17 protein-coding genes and 1 pseudogene are annotated in these 19,387 nt (G+C 67.3%); 4 read left to right on the forward strand and 14 right to left on the reverse strand.

Features of this window, described 5'->3' with window-relative positions; all coding sequences use genetic code 11:
- On the forward strand, nt 1–849 hold the full coding sequence (gene thyA / locus DXV50_RS04370) for a thymidylate synthase (protein WP_117204972.1): 849 nt from the start codon (nt 1–3) through the stop codon (nt 847–849).
- Nucleotides 850–857: 8 nt separating this feature from the next.
- On the forward strand, nt 858–1,340 hold the full coding sequence (locus DXV50_RS04375) for a dihydrofolate reductase (RefSeq protein WP_117204973.1): 483 nt from the start codon (nt 858–860) through the stop codon (nt 1,338–1,340).
- 93 nt (nt 1,341–1,433) lie between these two features.
- Here DXV50_RS04375 and DXV50_RS04380 read toward each other — a convergent pair whose 3' ends face one another.
- The 5 genes from DXV50_RS04380 to thrS all read right to left on the reverse strand — a co-directional run bounded on the left by DXV50_RS04380 (nt 1,434) and on the right by thrS (nt 8,101).
- The gene (locus tag DXV50_RS04380) at nt 1,434–2,069 is read right to left on the reverse strand and encodes a hypothetical protein (protein ID WP_117204974.1); all 636 of its coding nucleotides are present in this window, start codon (nt 2,067–2,069) and stop codon (nt 1,434–1,436) included.
- A 138-nt stretch (nt 2,070–2,207) separates the two neighbouring features.
- Nucleotides 2,208–2,975 carry an aminoglycoside phosphotransferase family protein gene (locus DXV50_RS04385; RefSeq protein ID WP_117204975.1) on the reverse strand — a complete coding sequence of 256 codons (768 nt, stop codon included), beginning with the start codon at nt 2,973–2,975 and terminating at the stop codon, nt 2,208–2,210.
- Between the two features lie 106 nt (nt 2,976–3,081).
- Nucleotides 3,082–5,706, reverse strand: coding sequence for a bifunctional acetaldehyde-CoA/alcohol dehydrogenase (gene adhE / locus DXV50_RS04390; protein ID WP_117204976.1), 2,625 nt, complete (start codon nt 5,704–5,706; stop codon nt 3,082–3,084).
- Nucleotides 5,707–5,961: 255 nt separating this feature from the next.
- Nucleotides 5,962–6,336, reverse strand: coding sequence for a PLP-dependent transferase (locus DXV50_RS04395; protein WP_198666407.1), 375 nt, complete (start codon nt 6,334–6,336; stop codon nt 5,962–5,964).
- Nucleotide 6,337: 1 nt separating this feature from the next.
- Nucleotides 6,338–8,101, reverse strand: coding sequence for a threonine--tRNA ligase (thrS, locus tag DXV50_RS04400; RefSeq protein ID WP_117204977.1), 1,764 nt, complete (start codon nt 8,099–8,101; stop codon nt 6,338–6,340).
- Between the two features lie 382 nt (nt 8,102–8,483).
- Between thrS and DXV50_RS04405 the strand changes: the two genes are divergently transcribed.
- The gene (locus DXV50_RS04405) at nt 8,484–9,851 is read left to right on the forward strand and encodes an IS3 family transposase (protein WP_117204237.1); all 1,368 of its coding nucleotides are present in this window, start codon (nt 8,484–8,486) and stop codon (nt 9,849–9,851) included.
- Between the two features lie 116 nt (nt 9,852–9,967).
- Here the strand turns inward: DXV50_RS04405 and DXV50_RS04410 are convergent, their stop codons facing one another.
- From DXV50_RS04410 to DXV50_RS04450, 9 genes and pseudogenes are all read right to left on the reverse strand, one after another.
- Nucleotides 9,968–10,399 carry a zinc ribbon domain-containing protein gene (locus DXV50_RS04410; protein WP_117204979.1) on the reverse strand — a complete coding sequence of 144 codons (432 nt, stop codon included), beginning with the start codon at nt 10,397–10,399 and terminating at the stop codon, nt 9,968–9,970.
- 77 nt (nt 10,400–10,476) lie between these two features.
- The gene (locus tag DXV50_RS04415) at nt 10,477–11,883 is read right to left on the reverse strand and encodes a bifunctional folylpolyglutamate synthase/dihydrofolate synthase (RefSeq protein WP_117204980.1); all 1,407 of its coding nucleotides are present in this window, start codon (nt 11,881–11,883) and stop codon (nt 10,477–10,479) included.
- A gap of 159 nt (nt 11,884–12,042) precedes the next feature.
- The gene (gene folE, locus DXV50_RS04420) at nt 12,043–12,636 is read right to left on the reverse strand and encodes a GTP cyclohydrolase I FolE (RefSeq protein ID WP_117204981.1); all 594 of its coding nucleotides are present in this window, start codon (nt 12,634–12,636) and stop codon (nt 12,043–12,045) included.
- Entirely contained in the window at nt 12,633–13,505 is an 873-nt protein-coding gene (locus DXV50_RS04425) for a bifunctional 5,10-methylenetetrahydrofolate dehydrogenase/5,10-methenyltetrahydrofolate cyclohydrolase (protein WP_117204982.1), read from the reverse strand. Before DXV50_RS04425 ends, folE begins: the two co-directional genes overlap by 4 nt.
- Nucleotides 13,505–14,152, reverse strand: a complete 648-nt coding sequence (locus DXV50_RS04430) for a cyclodeaminase/cyclohydrolase family protein (protein ID WP_117204983.1) — start codon at nt 14,150–14,152, stop codon at nt 13,505–13,507. The genes DXV50_RS04425 and DXV50_RS04430 overlap by 1 nt, the downstream gene beginning before the upstream one ends.
- Nucleotides 14,153–14,210: 58 nt before the next feature.
- Nucleotides 14,211–15,884 (reverse strand): formate--tetrahydrofolate ligase, encoded by a 1,674-nt coding sequence (locus tag DXV50_RS04435; RefSeq protein WP_117204984.1) that lies wholly within the window; start codon nt 15,882–15,884, stop codon nt 14,211–14,213.
- A gap of 110 nt (nt 15,885–15,994) precedes the next feature.
- A complete protein-coding gene (locus DXV50_RS04440; protein ID WP_198666371.1) occupies nt 15,995–16,846 on the reverse strand; it encodes an IS3 family transposase in 852 nt (283 codons plus the stop codon).
- Nucleotides 16,847–17,048: 202 nt separating this feature from the next.
- Nucleotides 17,049–17,357: pseudogene (locus DXV50_RS10020) on the reverse strand (helix-turn-helix domain-containing protein); the annotation flags it as partial.
- A gap of 144 nt (nt 17,358–17,501) precedes the next feature.
- The gene (locus DXV50_RS04450; RefSeq protein WP_117204986.1) at nt 17,502–18,362 is read right to left on the reverse strand and encodes an aldo/keto reductase; all 861 of its coding nucleotides are present in this window, start codon (nt 18,360–18,362) and stop codon (nt 17,502–17,504) included.
- A 177-nt stretch (nt 18,363–18,539) separates the two neighbouring features.
- Between DXV50_RS04450 and DXV50_RS04455 the strand changes: the two genes are divergently transcribed.
- A complete protein-coding gene (locus DXV50_RS04455; RefSeq protein WP_117204987.1) occupies nt 18,540–19,271 on the forward strand; it encodes a tRNA threonylcarbamoyladenosine dehydratase in 732 nt (243 codons plus the stop codon).
- Nucleotides 19,272–19,387: the final 116 nt, after the last annotated feature.

Raw genomic sequence — 19,387 nt, forward strand, 5'->3', positions numbered from 1 at the left:
ATGAGCAAGGCAGACAAGATCTTTGTCGCCATGTGCGAGGACATCATCAACAACGGAACCACCACCGAGGGGCAGAAGGTCCGCCCGCACTGGGAGGACGGCAGCGCCGCCTACACCATCAAACAGTTTGGCGTCTGCAACCGCTATGACCTGCGCGAGGAGTTTCCGGCCCTCACGCTGCGCCGCACGGCCCTGAAGTCCGCCATGGACGAGGTGCTCTGGATCTACCAGAGGAAGTCCAACAACATCCACGACCTCAAGAGCCACATCTGGGACGAGTGGGCGGACGAGGCCGGCTCCATCGGCAAGGCCTACGGCTACCAGATCGGCGTGAAGTCCCACTACCCCGAGGGGGACTTCGACCAGATGGACAAGGTCCTCTACGACCTGCGCAATACGCCCTTCTCGCGCCGCATCATGACCAACACCTACGTCTTTGCGGACTTGAGCGAGATGAACCTCTATCCGTGCGCCTACTCGGTGACCTACAACGTCACCCAGCGCGCCGACGATGAGCGCCCAACGCTCAACATGGTGCTCAACCAGAGGAGCCAGGACGTGTTGGCGGCAAACAACTGGAACGTCTGCCAGTACGCCATCCTGCTCATGATGGTGGCCCAGACCGTGGGCATGGTGCCGGGCCAGCTCGTCCACATGATCGCCGACGCCCACATCTACGACCGCCACGTGGACATCGTCCGCGAGCTCATCTCGCGCCCGCAGCACCCCGCGCCACGCGTGAGCCTGAACCCCGAGGTCACCGACTTCTACGCCTTCACCACCGACGACCTGCTGGTGGAGGGTTACGAGCACGGCCCGCAGGTCAAGAACATCCCCATCGCCGTCTAGGAGGCCTCATGGACGCAATAGTTTCAGTCACGACGGACTGGGCCATCGGCAAGGACGGGGGGCTCCTCGTGCCCAACCGCGCCGACATGCGCCGCTTCGTGCAGCTCACCCGCGGCTGCACCGTGCTCATGGGGAGAAAGACCCTCGAGAGCTTCCCGGGAGGGCCGCTCAAGGGCCGCCGCAACGTGGTGGTCTCGCGCCAGGAGGGCTACGCTCCGGAGGGGGTCGAGGTCTTCCCCACGCCGGAGGGGGCGCTTGAGGCCACGAACGCTGACGAGAAGGTCTGGCTCATCGGCGGCGCCTCCATCTACCAGGCGCTTCTCGACAAGTGCGAGCGTGCCTACGTCACCGTGAACGAGTGCGTGCGCGAGGCGGACGCGTGGTTTCCCAACCTGGACGAGAGCCCGGACTGGGAGGTCGAGATCCGCGGGGAGAGGGGCGTCACCGAGGCCGGCGTGCCGTTTGAGTTCGTGACCTACCGTCACAGATAGGCAACGCCGCAAGAGGCCCGACAAGGGGGGCGGGGGTGAGTGGCACACGCGCTTGGCGTGTCACTCACCCCCGCCCCCCTCTGTCACGACAGGCTACTCTGCCTGGGGCGCCAGGCCGTTGATGACGTCGGAGCCGCCGTAGAGGGCGCTGAAGAACTCGGGCGTGCCGTTGACAGACCAGTTGCCGTCCCCGTCCTTGGAGAGCGAGACGGCCACCGTCGTGGTGACGGGGCTCTCGTTGGCGTCGAGGCGCGCGTAGAGAAGCTCCACGAGCTTGTCTACCAGGGCCTGGCGGCCGGACTCGGCGTAGGCCTGCTGGGACTCCTCGGTCTCCGCCCAGGCCGCGTAGTCGGAGGCAGCGGCGTCAGCAGCCACGGAGAGGCTCTGGTTGGTCACCGTGACCGAGACGCTGGCGGAGTCCCCGTCGACCGTGGCATCGCCCACCTCGAAGGAATAGTTCTTGAAGCAGTGCCCGTGGTACTCGTAGTCGCGCACGCCATAGGCGGTGAGCTGCGTCATGGTGGCGTCGTCGCCGTAGATGGGCTCGACGGCGTCCTTGTCCCTCTTGGCGTCCGCCTGGTCATCGGCGGCCACGGAGTAGGACTCCATGGTGCGGGTCACGAGGTCGACGACCTTGTCCTTGTCGGACTTGCAGCCGGTGGTGCCCAGAAGGGCGAGCGTGCAGGCAAGCAGGACGCAGAGGGTCGGAACAGCGCGCTTGGTGTGCATGGGAATGACTCCAGACTTCGATTCTTGACATCAGGAGCTTAGCGCAAACGCAGAAGGGGCGGGCGAGCCAAACCAGGCTCGCCCGCCCCCGCTTACTGCCATCAGGCCAGACGCAGCCGCGTCCGTGGCCTCTCTTTCCTACTCGTAGTCGTTTGCGACGTCGATCCAGCTCTTGAGGAACTCCTCGCTCTCCTTGCGGTTGCGGGAGAGCTCGGCCGCGGCCACGACGGGAACCCAGTAGTGAATCTTCTGCTTGGGGACGTCGGCCTTCTTGGAGTAGAGGTCGAGGTAGGCCTCGGCCTTCTCGGGGTACTCCACGTTGAAGAGGATGTAGGTCATGGCGGCGTCGGCCTCGGGCAGGCCCTGGGTGACGTGGGCCCAGTCGCAGACGTAGAGCTCGCCGTCGTCACCCACGATGACATTGGTGGGGTTGAAGTCGCCGTGGCAGACGGACTTGCCGGCGGCCATGCGGTCGGCGCGCATCTGCAGGTCGTAGCGGACGGAGGGGTCAAGCTCCTTGACGCGGCCGATCATGGACGCGACCTTCTCCTTCTGCTTGGAGAGAAGCGCGGGAGCCGGCGTGTTCTGGACGGCCACCTGCAGGTCGACGAACTTCTCCAGAAGGGCGTCGAAGTCCGCGCCCTCCTCGGCCATGAGGGCCGCCAGGGTCTTGCCGGGGACGTACTCGGTGGCCAGGGCCCAGGAGCCGTCGGCCACCTGGGAGACCTCCAGCACGTGGGGGTGCTTGATGGGCGTCTCCGCGATGCGGGCCACGTTGAGGGCCTCGTTGAAGACGTCGCCGGCGGGCTTGGTGCCGTTGAACACCTTGACCACGCGGTTGCCGTCCTGGTAGACGACCTTGTTCTTGCGTGCGACGAGCTCGACCTTGCTATCAGACAGTTCCATGGTGCTGCCTCCTTTGTGGCAACGTGCTTAGAACCATTACGAGCGAGCATGCAAAGCGAGAAGGGGGCGGGACGTGCCCGCCCCCTCAGGGGAAACGCAAGAGGAGCTAGTCCTCGTAGGAGCTGGCCTCGCGGCCGTAGTAGGCGTCGAGGTAGAGGCTCTTGATCTCGGACACGAGCGGGTAGCGCGGGTTGGCGCCGGTGCACTGGTCGTTGAAGGCGTTCTCGGACATCTCGTCCAGGGTGTCCAGGAAGTACTTCTCGTCAACGCCGAACTCGGCGATGGTCTTGTGGACGCCCACGTGCTCCTTGAGCTCCTCAATCTTGGCCAGGAACTTCTCGAAGACCTCGGCGTCGTCCTTGCCGGTCACGCCGCAGAAGCGGGCGGCCTCGGCGTAGCGGTGCAGCGTCTTGGGGTGGTCGTACTGCGGGAAGGTGCCCATCTTGGTCGGGCGCTCGGCGGCGTTGTAGCGCATGACGCGGGTGAGGATGACCGCGTTGGCCCAGCCGTGCGGGATGTGGTGGTAGGCGCCGAGCTTGTGGGCCATGGAGTGGTTGACGCCCAGGAAGGCGTTGGCGAAGGCGATGCCGGCCATGCAGGAGGCGTTGGCCATGTGGTCGCGGGCCTCGACGTCGTTGGGGTTGTCGTAGGCGCGCGGCAGGTACTCAAAGACCAGCTTCATGGCGCGCAGGGCGAGGCCGTCGGTGTAGTCGGAGGCCATGACGGAGACGTAGGCCTCGAGGGCGTGGGTGAGCACGTCGACGCCGGAGGCGGAGGTGAGGCCCTTGGGCTGGGTCATCATGTTGTCGGTGTCGACGATGGCCATGTTGGGCATGAGCTCGTAGTCGGCCAGCGGCCACTTGGTGCCGGTCTCGGCGTCGGTGATGATGGAGAACGGCGTCACCTCGGAGCCGGTGCCGGAGGAGGTGGGGATGGCCACGAAGAAGGCCTTGGTGCCGCTCTTGGGGTACTTGTAGACGCGCTTGCGGATGTCCATGAAGTCCATGGCCATGTCCTCGAAGCGCTCCTCGGGGTGCTCGTACATGGTCCACATGATCTTGCCGGCGTCCATGGCGGAGCCGCCGCCGATGGCGATGATGCAGTCGGGGTTGAAGGCGCGCAGCAGCTCCAGGCCCTTCAGGCAGTCCTGCAGCTTGGGGTCGGGCGAGATGGACCAGAAGCTCGTGTGGGTGATGCCCTGCTCGTCAAGAGACGCCTCGATCTTCTTGGTGAAGCCGGAGGTGTAGAGGAAGGAGTCGGTCACGATGAAGGCGCGCTTCTTGCCGTAGACCTCGGAGAGCTCGCGCAGGGCGACGGGCATGCAGCCCTTCTTGAAGAAGATCTTCTCGGGGGTACGGAACCACAGCATGTTCTCACGCCTCTCTGCGACGGACTTGATGTTGAGCAGGTGCTGGGGGCCGACGTTGCCGGAGACGGAGTTGCCGCCCCAGGAGCCGCAGCCCAGCGTGAGGGAGGGAGCCATCTTGAAGTTGTAGAGGTCGCCGATGCCGCCCTGGGAGGAGGGGGTGTTGATGAGGATGCGGCAGGTCTTCATGGCCTCGTAGTGCTTCTGGATCTTCTCCTTCTCATTGACGTTGACGTAGAGGGAGGAGGTGTGGCCGTAGCCGCCGTCGGCGACGAGGCGCTCCGCCTTGGCGATGGCCTCGTCGAAGGTCTTGGCCTTGTACATGCCCAGGACCGGGGAGAGCTTCTCGTGCGCCATCTCCTCGGAGGGGTCAACGCTCTCGACCTCGCCGATGAGGATCTTGGTGCTCTTGGGCACCTCGACGCCGGCGATCTGGGCGATGGTGTGAGCGCTCTGGCCGACGATCTTGGCGTTGACGGAGCCGTTGATGATCACGGTCTTGCGGACGCGGTCCAGCTCGTCGCCCTTGAGGAAGTAGCAGCCGCGGGCAGCGAACTCGGCCTTGACGGCGTCGTAGACATCGGCGAGGACGGTCACGGACTGCTCGGAGGCACAGATCATGCCGTTGTCGAAGGTCTTGGAGTGGATGATGGAGTTGACGGCCAGCTTGACGTCGGCGGTGGAGTCGATGATGACCGGGGTGTTGCCGGGGCCGACACCCAGGGCGGGCTTGCCGGAGGAGTAGGCGGCGGAGACCATGCCCGGGCCACCAGTGGCCAGGATGATGTCGGCGTCGTGCATCAGCTCGTTGGTGAGCTCCAGGGACGGCACGTCAATCCAGTCGATGATGCCCTTGGGGGCGCCGGCGGCCTCGGCGGCGTCGCGGACGATGCGGGCGGCCTCGGCGGTGCACTTCTTGGCGCGCGGGTGCGGGGAGATGAGGATGGCGTTGCGGGTCTTCAGGGCCAGCAGGCACTTGAAGATGGCGGTGGAGGTGGGGTTGGTGGTCGGGATGACGGCGGCCACGATGCCCATGGGCTCGGCGACCTTCTTGAAGCCCATGGCGGGGTCGTCCTCGATGACGCCGCAGGTCTTCATGTCCTTGTACTTGTTGTAGATGTACTCAGCGGCGTAGTGGTTCTTGATGACCTTGTCCTCCATGACGCCCATGCCGGTCTCCTCCACGGCCATCTTGGCCAGGGGGATGCGCTGCTTGTTGGCGGCCATGGCGGCCTCGTAGAAGATCTTGTCGACCTGCTCCTGGGAGAAGGTGGCGAACTCGGCCTGCGCGGCTCGCATCTCCTTGAGGCGGGCCTGCAGCGCCTCGACGCTGTCGATGGTGGTGGTCTGGACCTTCTTAGCCATTCTTCCTCCTATTGTCCTGGCCGCGCGTCCAAGGGGTGCGCGCGGTCACACAGAGAACCGGGCTTTGGGCGGGAGACCGGGCCACACGGGCCCTCTGACGTCCCCGTCCTTCCGTCTAGCCCGAGTATAACAAGGCGGAAATTGGCAAGAAACGTGGGATTGATACCACGGGGCGGTGGTATCAATCCCACAGCTGGCGGCAGGTGTCGCCCTTCCTCTTTGATTGCATGCTTGATGCCGTTCACGGCAGCTTTGCTACCGCTCGGCGAGAAGTTCCTCCAGACGGTAGACCCATGCGGAGGCGTCTGCGTCGGTGACGTCGAGGCGGAGCCAGCCGGGCTTCTCGCCACCCGCAGGGCAGACGTCAACCCACGGGCCAAAGCCGCAGCGCAGCGTGGATGAGGCGCGCTGGTAGTCAGGGTCGGACGTGAGGCCGGGGTAGCGCACGGCGGCCACGCGCGGATGGCAGGCGAGGTAGCAGGCCACGGCTTGGGCAGCGTCGGAGCGGGCGCGCCACTCCCCCGCCGGCATGGACTCGGCGAGCTCGGCCAGCCGGTCAAGCGGCGGGCCGCCCGCGGCGACTGCCACGAGCGGCCCGAACTGAGCAGCGTTGTTCGATGGGGCGCCCACCCTAGCTCCTGCGCTCGGCGACCTCGGCCAAGACGTCCGCGATGAAGTCGTCAAGCTCGCGCTGGACGGTCTCGTTGGAACGGTCGCGGACGGAGATGTTGCCGGCCTCGACCTCCTTCTCGCCCAGGATCAGCATGTAGGGCACGCGGTCGGTGGAGCGGGCCTCGCGGATCTTGTAGCCGATCTTCTCGTCGCGGTCGTCGCAGGCCACGCGGATGCCGGCCTCCTCGAGCCTGGCCGTGACCTGGTGCGCGTAGTCACGGCTCTTCTCGGAGACGGGAAGGACCTTGACCTGGACGGGAGCGAGCCACGTGGGGAACTTGCCGGCGTAGTGCTCGATGAGGATGCCAATGAAGCGCTCGATGGAGCCAAAGCAGACGCGGTGAAGCATGATGGGGCGCTTCTTGGAGCCGTCGGCGTCGGTGTACTCGAGGTCGAAGTTGATGGGCATCTGGAAGTCGAGCTGGACGGTGCCGCACTGCCAGGTGCGACCCAGGGAGTCCTCCAGGTGGAAGTCGATCTTGGGGCCGTAGAAGGCGCCGTCGCCCTCGTTGACCTCGTAGTCCATGCCGAGCTTGGTGAGGGCGGTCTTCAGGCCCTCCTCGGCGCGCTCCCAGTCCTCGTCGGAGCCCATGGAGTCCTCGGGGCGCGTGGAGAGCTCGACGTGGTACTTGAAGCCGAACTTCTGGTACACGGAGTCGATGAGGTTGACCACGCCGACGATCTCGTCGGTGAGCTGGTCGGGACGGACGAAGAGGTGCGCGTCGTCCTGGTTGAAGCAGCGCACGCGGAACAGGCCGTGCAGGGCACCGCGCAGCTCGTGGCGGTGCACAAGGCCGATCTCGCCGGCGCGGATGGGCAGCTCGCGATAGCTGTGGGGCTTGGAGGCGTAGACGAGCACGCCGCCCGGGCAGTTCATGGGCTTGATGCAGTACTCCTCGTCGTCGATGACAGTGGAGTACATGTTGTCCTTGTAGTGGTCCCAGTGGCCGGAGGTCTTCCAGAGCTGCTTGTTCATGATGAGCGGCGTGGAGATCTCCACATAGCCGGCCTTGTGGTGGATCTCGCGCCAGTAGTCGAGCAGCGTGTTCTTGAGAATCATGCCGTTGGGCAGGAAGAACGGAAAGCCGGGGGCCTCGTCGCGCATCATGAAGAGGTCCATCTCGCGGCCGATCTTGCGGTGGTCGCGCTTCTTGGCCTCCTCGAGCAGGCGCATGCGCTCGTCGAGCTCGTCCTTGGTGGCAAAGGCGATGCCGTTGATGCGCGTGAGCATCTTGTTGTTCTTGTCGCCCTTCCAGTAGGCGCCGGAGACGCCCGTGAGCTTGAAGGCCTTCAGGGCCTTGGTGTAGGTGAGGTGCGGGCCGACGCACATGTCGATGTACTCGCCCTGCTGGTAGAAGGTGATGCGGGCGTCCTCGGCAAGATCGCCGATGTGCTCCACCTTGTACTTCTCGCCGCGCTCCTGCATGAGGGCGACGGCCTCCTCGCGGGGAAGCTCGAAGGTGGTGAACTTGAGGTTCTCCTTGCAGATCTTCTTCATCTCGGCCTCGATGGCGGGGAAGTCATCCTCGGAGATCTTCTTCTCGCCGAGGTCCACATCGTAGTAGAAGCCGTTGTCGGTGGCGGGGCCGTAGGCAAAGTCCGCCTCGGGATACAAGCGCTTGATGGCCTGGGCCATGATGTGGGCCGCGCTGTGGCGGATGACGTGGGTGACCTCGTCAGCCGGGCACTCGTCCACGTGGCCGTCGTTGTAGAGAACCTTCATCGCTAAAACCTCTTCCTTTGGGCAATGAGCCAACTCAGTGTACTAGACATGAAAAAAGCCCGCACGCCGGGAGAACCCGGTGCTGGGCGATTATGTGGCGCCTGTCACGTGGCCTCGCGGCCCTTGAGGGACAGACGCCTAGATAGTCTGGGTGGTACGGATGCCCTGGTGCGGCATAGACATGCTGGATTGCCTTTCCTGCGACTGCATTGCCCTCTGGTTTACCACAAACGCGCGTCGCTTAGCCACCGGGCAACAAACGCGTAGCAAATCACCGCCTGCCCGCCCCCGCAAATTGGGGACGTGTTCAATTTTGCGCAAATTTGAACGGGGGTGCGGACGAAAAGTTGGACGCCGACAGGCGTCCGGATTGGAGCCCGCAATGTACTCGAGCGACGAGAGGGACGCCATCCTGGGGCTCTGGCGCGAGTCCGGCCGGCCGGCCCACAGGTTCGCCAGGGAGTCGGGGCTCGCCTCCGCCGAGTCGATCAGGCGCTGGGCGTCCGGCGACCTGGGCGTCGGCTGGCACGCCCCCTATACTCTTGCCCAGAGGGCCGACGCCGCGCGCAGGGCGCTCGCCGGGGAGGACCCCGCCGAGGTCGCCGCGTCGATCGGCTGCCACCCGGAGACCGTGCGCGGCTGGGCCCGCGCCGCGGGGAGGGAGGGCGAGGTGTCGCTCGCGAACGGACGGGGCGCCCCGCGCGTGCCGCCGCCGGCCGACCCCGGGGACCTGGAGGCCCTCAGGGCCGAGAACCGGGCCCTGAGGCTGGAGCTCGCCAGGGCCGAGGCGGTGTTGGACGTCCTAAAAGGAGGCGGCCCGGGGCGGGGCCCGGACTCGCTGACGGCGGCGGAGAGGGCGCTGGTCGCCGACGCCCTTAGGCCCGGGTTCGGCCTGGAGGACGCCCTGCGCGCGGCCGGCGTGGCGCGCAGCACCTACTACTACCACCGCGCCCGCAGGGGCGCCCCCGACCGCCTGGCCGCCCTGAGGGCGCGGGTGCGCGCCCTGTTCGAGGCCGGGGGCGGGGCCTGGGGCTACCGCACGATATGGGCGAGGCTGCGCCTGGACCCCGACGAGCCCCTGGCGGTCTCCGAGAAGGTCGTGAGGCGCGTCATGCGCGAGGAGGGGCTCGAGGTGCGCTACCTGAGGCGCCGCAGGCGCTGGAGCAGCTATGCCGGCGAGGTCTCCGAGGCCCCTCCCAACCTGCCGCTGCGCCCCGACGGCACCCACGACTTCTCCGCCTCGCGCCCCAACGAGCTGTGGGTCACCGACGTCACCATGTTCACGATAGGGTCGGGGCGCTGCTGGCTGTCGCCGGTGGTCGACTGCTTCGACGGGGCGGTCGTGGCGTGGACCCTGTCGGAGTCCCCCGACGCCCGCATGGCCGACTCGATGCTGGAGGCGGCGGCCTCGACGCTCGCGGCCGGCGAGCGGCCCGTGGTCCACACCGACCGCGGCTGCCACTACAGGTGGCCGGGCTGGGCGGCGATATGCGAGCGCCACGGCCTGGTGCGCAGCATGTCGAGGAAGGGCCGCAGCCCCGACAACGCCGCGGCCGAGGGCTTCTTCGGCCGGCTCAAGCAGGAGTTCTACCACGGCAGGGACTGGTCCGGGGTGGGCTTCGAGGAGTTCCGGCGGCGCCTGGCGGGCTACCTCGCCTACTACAACTCGGGCAGGATCAAGCGGAGCCTGGGGTGGAGGAGCCCGGAGCAGTACCGCAGGGACCTGGGGTACTCTCTCCGTAGTGTCTAAGAAATTGTCCGCACCCCCAACACGTCCCCAATTTGCGGGGCGCAGCGGCAGCAAAAGGCCAGGCGAGAAGAGCACGCTTCTCGCCTGGCCTTGGGTGCGGGGGTGATGCGCGGCCGCTACTGGATGCGGGTGCGGCAGTAGGGGCAGACCTTCCAGTCCGCGTTGAGCGGGCGGTGGCAGGTGGGGCAGACGTTGCGGACCTGCGTGTTGCAGATGGGGCAGACCACAAAGTCACGGTCGATGGGGGCGCCGCACTTGGGGCAAATGCCGTAGTGGGAGAGCTGGTGCTCGCGCAGGGCGATGTCCAGGTCCTGCTCCTCGCGGTCGATGAGGTAGGAGCTCGGACGCAGGATGACGTAGGCGAGCAGGCCCACGATGGGGATGACGGAGATAATGGCCCACATCCACCAGGGCTCGGCGCCGCGGCGCTGGGCGTCGCGGATGACGTAGACGATGGAGAGGATGTACAGCATGACGACGCAGATGACCATGAGGTAAAGCACCATGCGAACCTCAGGGGTGATGAGCTGGTCGAGCAGTTCCTGCATGTTTGGGACTCCTTCTTGTGACTTCAGTCAGGCGGCCGTGACGCATGCCGCGGCAACTCGCACGATTGTAGCAGAGCCTACGCCAGAAGGCCTGCGACCTCGCCCGCAAGGGTGATGGAGCCGCAGGCAACGTAGGATTCTCCACACAAAGCCGACGTTGCGCAGGCCACGTCCGGGTACTCGGCCGTGACCGTGGCGCCGGCCTCGCGGAAGAGCCCGGCGAGCTCGTGGGCCGCAAGAGCGCGTGGCGAGGCGGTCTGGGTCACGCAGACCGAGGGGAACGCGGGGGCCAGCAGACGCACGATGCCGGCCACGTCCTTGTCGGCCAGGACGGCGCAGAGAAGCTGCGGGCGGCGGGCCACGTCAGGCTCCACGGCCACGACGGCGGCGAGAAACGCCTCGACGCTCTGCGGGTTGTGACAGGCGTCGATGAGGACGGGCGGCTCCGGGCGCAGCAGCTGGAAGCGGCCGGGCGCGGGACAGGTGACCAGAGACTCGAAGAGGGCGTCCTGGGCAAGGGCGCGGCCGAGGTGTGCCTCGGCCAGCGCGACGGCGCAGGCCACGTTGGCGGCCTGGTAGCCGGGCTTGAGGCAGGCGAGCTCCACGTAGAGGGAACGCGGGGTGTTGACGGAGAGCTCGAGCGGGGCGCCCAGGCGGTTCGGCCGCTTGGTAACGCCAAAGCTGGCCTGCGGCAGGCCGGCGTGCTCGCGCGCGATGCCGGGGTGCATCTCGCCGGCCACGTCGGCGCGGTCGAGCGCGCGCACGAGGGTGGGCGTGACGCCGGCCGCGCGGCACTGCTCGAGGAAGACGTCCTCCACGCTCGTGGGCGTGGCGCAGCCGACGCCCAGGACGCAGGCGCGGCCGGGCTTGATGATGGCGGCCTTCTCGCCCGCGATGGCCTCCAGGGTGTCGCCGAGGATGCGCGTGTGGTCAAGGCCGATGCCGGTGACAGCCACGCTGCGGATGGACTTCATGGCCGAGGTGGCGTCCCAGCGGCCGCCCATGCCGCACTCCAGGACGGCCACGTCGACGCCGGCCTCGGCAAAGACCACGGCGGCGGCCACGGTCAGGGTGTCGAACTCCGTGACGTCGTAGGGGCGCTCGCCCGCGGTGGCGCGGCGGGCGTTGACGCGGCGGCCGGCCTCGGCCGCGGCGGCGATGCCATGGGCGAAGGCGGCCTCGCTCACGGGGGCGCCGCCGACCTCCATGCGCTCGGTGTAGCTGACGAGCTCCGGCGAGGTGTAGAGCGCCACGGACAGGCCCTCGCCCGCCAGGATGGCGGCGGTGAAGCGCGAGGTGGACGTCTTGCCGTTGGTGCCGGCTATCTGGACGCAGTCGTAGCGGAGGTCGGGGTCGCCCAGCTCGGCGAGCATGTCCTCGACGGTCTCCAACATGGGGCAGATGCCAAAGCGCAGCGCCGAGTGGAGCTGCTCCAGCGCCTCGTCATACGTGAGGTCCGCGACCTCGAAGGGAACCCTGTACATCTTTCCTCCTGACAGGACAGCGGGGACGTTGTTAGTTACCTGGGAAAGGGGACACCCTTGGCAGGTGCCTGGCGGACGCCCTCTGCCGGGAGCCTGGCTCTTCTCGCCAGGAGTGTCCCTTTTACCAGGTAATAATCAACGCCCCCCAGCGTCTGGTGGCTAGCGGTTGCTGCCGAGCATGAGCTGCATGGCCTCCTGGCGGCACTTGATCTCCTTAAGGCAGCCGCGGACGGCGGACGTTGTGGTCTTGGAGCCCGCGGAGCGCACGCCGCGCATGGTCATGCAGGTGTGCTCGGCCTCCAGGACCACGAGGACGCCCAGCGGGTCGAGCTCGCGCACCATGGCATCGGCGATCTGCGCGGTCAAACGCTCCTGCAGCTGGGGGCGCTTGGCGTATCCGTTGACGCAGCGGCTAATCTTGGAGAGGCCCGTCACGTGCCCGTCGCGCGGGATGTAGCACACGTGCGCCTTGCCGACGAAGGGCAGCAGGTGGTGCTCGCACATAGACGAGAAGGGGATGTCACGGACAATGACCATCTCCTCGTTGCCCGGCTCGTGGAACTGCTTGCGCAGGTGCGCGCCCGGGTCCTCCTGCATGCCGCCGAAGATCTCCTCGCAGGCGCGCGCCACGCGGTCGGGCGTGCCCTGCAGGCCCTCGCGGTCCGGGTCCTCGCCTATGGCGAGAAGGAACTCGCGGACGGCGGCCTCCACGCGGGGCTTGTCGAGCTTGGAATAGCGAAGGTCCTGGCTCATGCGCGGACGCTCCTCTCGGCTGCCGCGCGCTCCGCGGCCTCGATGACGTGCCTGGCAAGAATCGCCGTGGTCACGGCGCCCACGCCGCCTGGGACGGGCGTGATCGCGGCCACCACGGGCTCGGCGGCGTCAAAGTCCACGTCCCCCACCAGGCGCCGGCTCTTCTCGTCCCAGTTGATGCCCACGTCAACCACAACCTGGCCGGGCGCCACGCAGTCCGCGCCCACGGTGCCGGCGTGCCCGGCGGCCGCCACCAGGACGTCCGCGCGGCGGCACTCGGCGGAAAGGTCCGCCGTGCGCGTGTGGCACATGGTGACGGTGGCGTTTCTGGCCTGGAGCATGAGCGAGACGGGCTTGCCGATGACCAGCGAGCGCCCGACCACGGTCACGCGCGCGCCCTCGAGCGCAACGCCATAGTGGCCGAGCACCTCGAGGACGGCCTCGGCCGTGCACGGGGCAAACTCGCCCGCACGGCCCGCGAGCGTGGACAGAAGCGAGGCGTCGGTCATGCAGTCGACGTCCTTGCCCGGGTCAAGGGCGGCCGCGGCGACGCGCTCGTCAAGCTGGGACGGCAGCGGCCGGAACATGAGGCAGCCGTGCACGGAGGCATCGGCGTTGACGTCGGCCACGCAGGCGAGAAGCTCCTCCTGCGTGCAGCCAGCGCCAAGGACGCGCACGTCGGCGTCTATGCCGACCTTCTCGCAGCGCTTGAGGAGGCCGCGCTCGTAGGAGAGGTCGTCGGGGCGCTCCCCCACCCGGATGACGGCAAGTCGCGGTGTGACGCCGGCGGCCTTGAGAGCATCGGCGCGGGCGGAGAGGCGCTCGGTGAGCGCGCGGGCGACGGGCGCGCCCTTCAACAGCTCGGCCATCAGGACTCCCTTCTGACCTTGGCGGTCGTGGCGGCAGACAGCTTGCGAGCGCGGGGCACCCACTCGCACAGAAGCGCGTCGCACTCGCGCTCCAGCTCGGCGGCGCGGGCGCGGTCGCGCATGGAGGCCGTGTTGACGTAGACGTTGACCGAGGACGCCTCCATGGCGGCGCGGCAGAGGTGCGCTCCGCACGCCACGTCGGAAAGGAGCATGCACGAGCCCTTCTGGCCCAGCTCCTCCAGGGCCATGAGGGCCCTGGCGCAGCTGACCATGGTGCGGTAGGGCGGCAGCGCGGCCTCGTGCAGGGCCGCCTCCACGGCGTCGGCGCGGGCGGGGTCCTCCCGCGGCAGGGCGTAGGCGGCGGAGACGAGGCCATAGGCCCGCGCGTCCTCGTCCACCAGGACAAGAAGCTCGTGGCGGATGCGCTCGGCCTGCGCCAGGGCGAGGCGAACGTCGGCCTCGACCGCAGCGTAGCGAGACTTGCCCACGGTGTAGTTGGCGACCATGGACGCAAGCGCGGCGCCCAGGGCGCCCACGAGCGCCGCCGCGCCGCCGCCTCCGGGAACGGGCTCGCGCGCGGCGAGGCGCTCGGCGAAGTCGGCGGCGGCAAGCGCCGCCAGGCCGGTGGAACTGGTTTCAGAAAGCATGTAACTCCGAAGCGTTTTGAAACAGGAATGAGAAGAAGAAACTGTCCCTTTTTCTCAACTAGAACAGGCCGGTGATGCGGCCGTCGGGAGTGACGTCGATCTTCTCGGCGGCCGGGACGCGCGGCAGGCCGGGCATGGTCATGATGTCGCCCGTAAGGGCCACCACGAAGCCGGCGCCGGCGCTCACGCGCAGGTCACGCACGGTGATGCGGAAGCCCTCGGGGGCGCCCAGGCGCTTGGGGTCGTCCGAGAAGCTGTACTGGGTCTTTGCCATGCAGACCGGAAGGCCGCCAAAGCCCTGCTCCTCGAGCTGCCTCAACATGCGCGCCGCCTTGGGGGCAAAGTCAACGCCGTCGGCGTGGTAGACCCTCGTGGCAATGTCCTCGACCTTCTTGGCCAGTGGCTCGTCCAGCTCGTAGGCAAAGCGGAAGTCGGACGGCTCGTCGCAGAGGCGCAGGACCTCCTCGGCCAGGGCGCGGCCGCCCTCGCCGCCCTTGGCCCAGACCTCGGAGAGGGCCACGTTGACGCCGAGCTCGTTGCACCTCTGCTCAACGAGAGCCAGCTCGGCGGGGGTGTCCGTCGGGAAGGCGTTGATGGCCACCACCACGGGCAGGCCCCAGACGTCCTTGATGTTGGAGACGTGGCGCAGCAGGTTGGGCATGCCGGCCTCGAGGGCATCGAGGTTCTCCTCGGTGAGGGCGTCCTTGGCCACGCCGCCGTTGTACTTGAGTGCGCGGACGGTGGCAACCAGCACCACGGCCGATGGAGCAAGGCCCGTGGCGCGGCACTTGATGTCCAGGAACTTCTCCGCGCCGAGGTCAGCGCCAAAGCCGGCCTCGGTCACCACGTAGTCGGCGAGCCTCATGGCCGTGGTCGTGGCCTCCACGGAGTTGCATCCGTGGGCGATGTTGGCAAAGGGGCCGCCGTGGACGAAGGCGGGGTTGCCCTCGAGCGTCTGGACCAGGTTGGGCTTGATGGCGTCCTTGAGAAGGGCGGCCATGGCGCCCTGGGCGTGAATGTCGGCCACGGTGACCGGCTGGCGGTCGTAGGTGTAGGCAATGACCATGCGGCCAAGGCGGTCACGCAGGTCCATGAGGTCGGAGGCCATGCAGAAGGCCGCCATGACCTCGGAGGCCACGGTGATGTCAAAGCCATCCTCGCGCGGCATGCCGTTGGCGATGCCGCCCAGGCCGTCCACGACGTTCCTGAGCTGGCGGTCGTTCATGTCCACGCAGCGCTTCCAGACGATGCGCCGCGGGTCTATGCCGAGGCTGTTGCCCTGCTTGATGTGGTTGTCCAGCATGGCGGCGCACAGGTTGTTGGCCGCGCCGATGGCATGGAAATCGCCGGTGAAGTGGAGGTTGATGTCCTCCATGGGAACCACCTGGGCGTGCCCGCCGCCGGCGGCTCCGCCCTTGACGCCAAAGACGGGGCCGAGCGAGGGCTCGCGCAGGCAGAGAAGCGCGTTCTTGCCCATGCCGCACAGGGCGTCCGCAAGGCCCACAGACGTGGTGGTCTTGCCCTCGCCGGCGGGCGTGGGGTTGATGGCCGTAACCAGGACGAGCTTGCCCTTCTGGGGCAGGTCCTTGAGGCTGTGGATGTCAACCTTGGCCTTGTGGCGGCCGTAGCACTCGAGCTGCTCCTCCGCGAGGCCGGCCTTGGCGGCCACCTCGGTGATGGGGAGCATCCCTGCTTGCTGGGCGATCTCGATGTCAGAAAGGTACTCGGCCATGCGGTCCTCCTCAAAGACGGCGCCGGGCGGCAGTGCGCTGACCTTCCACTATAGCCCGCCCTCCCCGCAAATTGAACTGCACCCCAAAACTTGGACGGCTTAAATAAGAACTACGCCGCAAGGGACTGTCTCCGGAACTCCTCCGGGGTCAGTCCCTTCAGTTTAACCTGGCGCCTCCTCGTGTTCCAATGGACCACGAAGTCGTCGAGGTCCGCCTTGAAGGACTCGAAGTCCGGCCACGTCCTTCCACGGAAGAACTCGTCCTTGATGTGGCCGAACACCTGCTCCGTCGCGCCGTTGTCGATGCAGTTGCCCTTCCGGGACATGCTCTGCACCACGCCGGCCTCCTCCAACCGCCTGCACCAACCGGCCTGCTGGTACTGCCAGCCCATGTCCGAGTGCAGGATCGGCCTGGAGCCCTTGGGCTTCTTGGACACGAGCTGGTCGAGCAGCTCGTGCTGCTGAGCCATGTTGGGGTGCAGCGACGTGGACCAGGCGACGATCTCCTTGCTGCCGAAGTCGTAGACCGGCGCGAAGTAGGCCTTGCCCCAGGGCTGCTTGAACTCGGTGACGTCGGTGCCCATCTTTTCCCACGGCCCGTCGGCGGCGAAGTCCCTGCCGATGACGTTCTCGAAGGTCTTTCCGACCTTGCCCCTGTACGAGTTGTACCTGTGGTAGTCGGTCTCGCGGCGGATCCCGCAGCTGATGCCCATCTCGCGCATCATCTTCAGCGTCGTCTTGTAGGCTATGCGCACGCCCTGCTCGGCGCGCAGGCACATGGCGATCTGCCTGTGGCCGCACCCGTTGGCGGTGCGCGAGAATATCTCGGCGGCGGCCTCCCAGAGCTCGGGCCTGGTGGGAGCCTTCGGGTGCGACAGCGCGTAGTAGTAGCTGGACCGGGCCATGCCGGCGCACTCCAGCAGGCGCCCCAGCCCGTGCCCCTCTTCGCGCAGGACCCTCACGGCCTCGACCTTCGCCCTGGTCAGAGCCCGTCCCTCTCGACCAGGGCACGCAATTTTTTAGGTAGGCCACCTCGGTCTCGAGCCTTCGGCAGCGCTCCTCGAGCTCCTCCTCGCGGGTCCGCGGCCTCGCCTTGGAACCGCTCGGCCGGCCCTTGGGCCTCGGGCGCAGGGCCTCCGCGCCGCCCCGGCGGTATAGCGCGCACCACTTCTTGAGCGGCGACATCGACATTATGCCGAACGCCGCCATCGCCTCGGCCTTCGTCATGCCGCCGTCGACCACGGCGGAGGCTGCGGCGACCTTCTGCTCGTATGTGTACCTGGCCTGCTTGCCGTCCATGGATAGCAGCACCCCGCTTCCGAACGACCGGTATACGCAGAGCCATTGTCTCACGGTTCCGCGCGGGACCGACAGCGCCTTCGCCGCAGACTTGTAGCCGTTGCCTCGCTCGAAGAGCCCGATCGCCGCCTTCCTGGCCTCGATGTCGTGCTTCACCCTCAAGTCGACACGCATAAAAAGCCTCCCATTTCTCGTGTCCAAGAAATGGGAGGCAGTTCAAATTGGGGACGTGTTCGTTTTTGCGCAAAGTGGGGACAGGTTGGGGCGGCAGACGGCGCAGAAGGCTCGTCCGGCCGCGCCGCCCCAGGAAGCAAGCCCCTACAGCAGGCCGCGGCGCTCCTCCACCAGCGGGCGGAAGAAGTCGATGGTCGCGGGGTCGGACGGGTCGATGAAGGTGCCGTGGCCCGTGTCCAGGGCCTCGATGGCGGCCACGTCCTCGGCCGCGAGCTCGAAGTCAAAGACGTCGAGGTTCTGGCGCATGCGCTCCTCGTGCGTGGACTTCGCGAGCACCACGATGTCGCGCTGCAGGAGCCAGCGCAGCACCACCTGCGCAGTCGTCTTGCCAAGGCGCTCGGCGATGCCGCAGATGACGGGGCTGTCCAGGACGCCGGCCGCGCCCGCGCCCAGCGGGGCCCAGGCCTGGTGCTGGATGCCGGCGGCCACCATGTAGTCGTGGGCGGCGCGCTGCTGGCAGAGCGGGTTTGTCTCCACCTGGTTCACCTGCGGCGCCATGCCGCCAAAGGCCGCGAGGTCGGCCAGACGCACTGGCAGGAAGTTGCTGGTGCCGATGGCGCGGACCTTGCCCTCCTCGTAGAGGCGCACGAGATCGCGCCAGGCGCCGTAGTAGTCGGCAAAGGCCTGGTGGAGAAGGACGAGGTCCAGGTAGTCGGTCTTGAGGCGACGCAGGGAGCGCTCCACGGAGGCGTACGTCTGGCCCTCGCCGTAGCAGCCGATCCAGACCTTGGTGGTGAGGAAGATATCGGAGCGGTCCACCGGCGAGGCCTGGATTGCGGCTCCGACCTGCTCCTCGTTGAAGTAGCACTGGGCCGTGTCAAGGTGGCGGTAGCCCACCTCGAGGGCCTTTTGAACAACCGGCTGGCACTCCTCGGCCGGCACGCGGTAGACGCCAAAGCCCACCTTCGGCATCCTGACTCCGTTGGAAAGCGTCGCGAACTCCATGCTCATCTCCTCCTCAAATTGGGGACGTGTTCGTTTTTGCGCAAAGTGGGGACAGGTTTGGCAAGAACCGCAAAGCGAGCCCCCCACGTGTATCCTAAGCTGCGGGGCATTCAAGTCCGTCCCAAATTTGCGCAAATTCGAACACGTCCCCAATTTGCGGGGCGGCGGGAGGGCGGCATGACGCAGGCGGAGACGACCAAGGACAGGCTGAGGCTCATTCTGGGCGAGGAGGGGCTCGCGCGGCTCGACGGGGCGTGCGTCATGGTCATTGGCCTGGGCGGCGTTGGCTCCAACTGCGTGGAGGCGCTCGCCCGCGGCGGCGTGGGCAACCTGGTGCTGCTCGACCGCGACGTGGTGGCGCCCAGCAACGTCAACCGCCAGGCCGTGGCCTACGCCAGCACCATCGGCCGCCCCAAGGCCGACGTGGCCCGCGCCATGGTGCTGGACATCAACCCCGAGGCCCGCGTCACCGCGGTCCAGGCGTTTCTCCCCAAGGACGGCATAGAGCAGACGCTGGCGCCCCTCCCCCGCCCGGACTACGTGGTGGACGCCATCGACACCGTGGCCCAGAAGCTGCAGCTGGCGGCCTGGTGCCAGGAGCGCGGCTACCGCGAGATTTCCGCCATGGGCGGCGGCAACAAGCTCGACCCCACCAGGCTCAGGTTCGCCCGCATAGAGGAGACGGTCAACTGCCCGCTCGCGCGCGTCATGCGCAAGGAGTGCAGGCGCCGCGGCATCCGCGACCTGCAGGTCCTCTACTCTGACGAGCAGCCCGTCCGCATGGAGAAGATCTCCGACGAGCAGTGGCGCGAGTCCGGCAGCCTCCTGGGCACCATGAGCTACTTTCCCCCCATCATGGGGCAGATGATCGCCAGCCGCGTGATCCGCGACCTCCTGGGCTGGGCGTAGGCACTCCGGCGGCGAGAGGGGTGGGTGTTTCTCGCAAAGCTACGGACGCAAAGGGCGCGTCCAAAGAGCTTTGCCGAGAAAACCCACCCCTCTCGCCTGCGTTAACGCTGCCGCCC

The organism is Paratractidigestivibacter faecalis (assembly GCF_003416765.1).
GTDB classification, from domain to species: Bacteria; Actinomycetota; Coriobacteriia; order Coriobacteriales; family Atopobiaceae; genus Paratractidigestivibacter; species Paratractidigestivibacter faecalis.

Bases quoted from the DNA above. Each gene is read 5' to 3' on its own strand.
- thyA (WP_117204972.1), top strand. From the start codon at position 1: ATGAGCAAGGCAGACAAGATCTTTGTCGCCATGTGCGAGGACATCATC.
- DXV50_RS04425 (WP_117204982.1), bottom strand. From the start codon at position 13,505: ATGGCCGAGCTGTTGAAGGGCGCGCCCGTCGCCCGCGCGCTCACCGAG.
- adhE (WP_117204976.1), bottom strand. From the start codon at position 5,706: ATGGCTAAGAAGGTCCAGACCACCACCATCGACAGCGTCGAGGCGCTG.
- DXV50_RS04450 (WP_117204986.1), bottom strand. From the start codon at position 18,362: ATGGAGTTCGCGACGCTTTCCAACGGAGTCAGGATGCCGAAGGTGGGC.
- DXV50_RS04380 (WP_117204974.1), bottom strand. From the start codon at position 2,069: ATGCACACCAAGCGCGCTGTTCCGACCCTCTGCGTCCTGCTTGCCTGC.
- folE (WP_117204981.1), bottom strand. From the start codon at position 12,636: ATGAGCCAGGACCTTCGCTATTCCAAGCTCGACAAGCCCCGCGTGGAG.
- DXV50_RS04435 (WP_117204984.1), bottom strand. From the start codon at position 15,884: ATGGCCGAGTACCTTTCTGACATCGAGATCGCCCAGCAAGCAGGGATG.
- DXV50_RS04405 (WP_117204237.1), top strand. From the start codon at position 8,484: ATGTACTCGAGCGACGAGAGGGACGCCATCCTGGGGCTCTGGCGCGAG.
- DXV50_RS04455 (WP_117204987.1), top strand. From the start codon at position 18,540: ATGACGCAGGCGGAGACGACCAAGGACAGGCTGAGGCTCATTCTGGGC.
- DXV50_RS04415 (WP_117204980.1), bottom strand. From the start codon at position 11,883: ATGTACAGGGTTCCCTTCGAGGTCGCGGACCTCACGTATGACGAGGCG.
- DXV50_RS04430 (WP_117204983.1), bottom strand. From the start codon at position 14,152: ATGCTTTCTGAAACCAGTTCCACCGGCCTGGCGGCGCTTGCCGCCGCC.
- DXV50_RS04375 (WP_117204973.1), top strand. From the start codon at position 858: ATGGACGCAATAGTTTCAGTCACGACGGACTGGGCCATCGGCAAGGAC.
- DXV50_RS04410 (WP_117204979.1), bottom strand. From the start codon at position 10,399: ATGCAGGAACTGCTCGACCAGCTCATCACCCCTGAGGTTCGCATGGTG.
- thrS (WP_117204977.1), bottom strand. From the start codon at position 8,101: ATGAAGGTTCTCTACAACGACGGCCACGTGGACGAGTGCCCGGCTGAC.
- DXV50_RS04385 (WP_117204975.1), bottom strand. From the start codon at position 2,975: ATGGAACTGTCTGATAGCAAGGTCGAGCTCGTCGCACGCAAGAACAAG.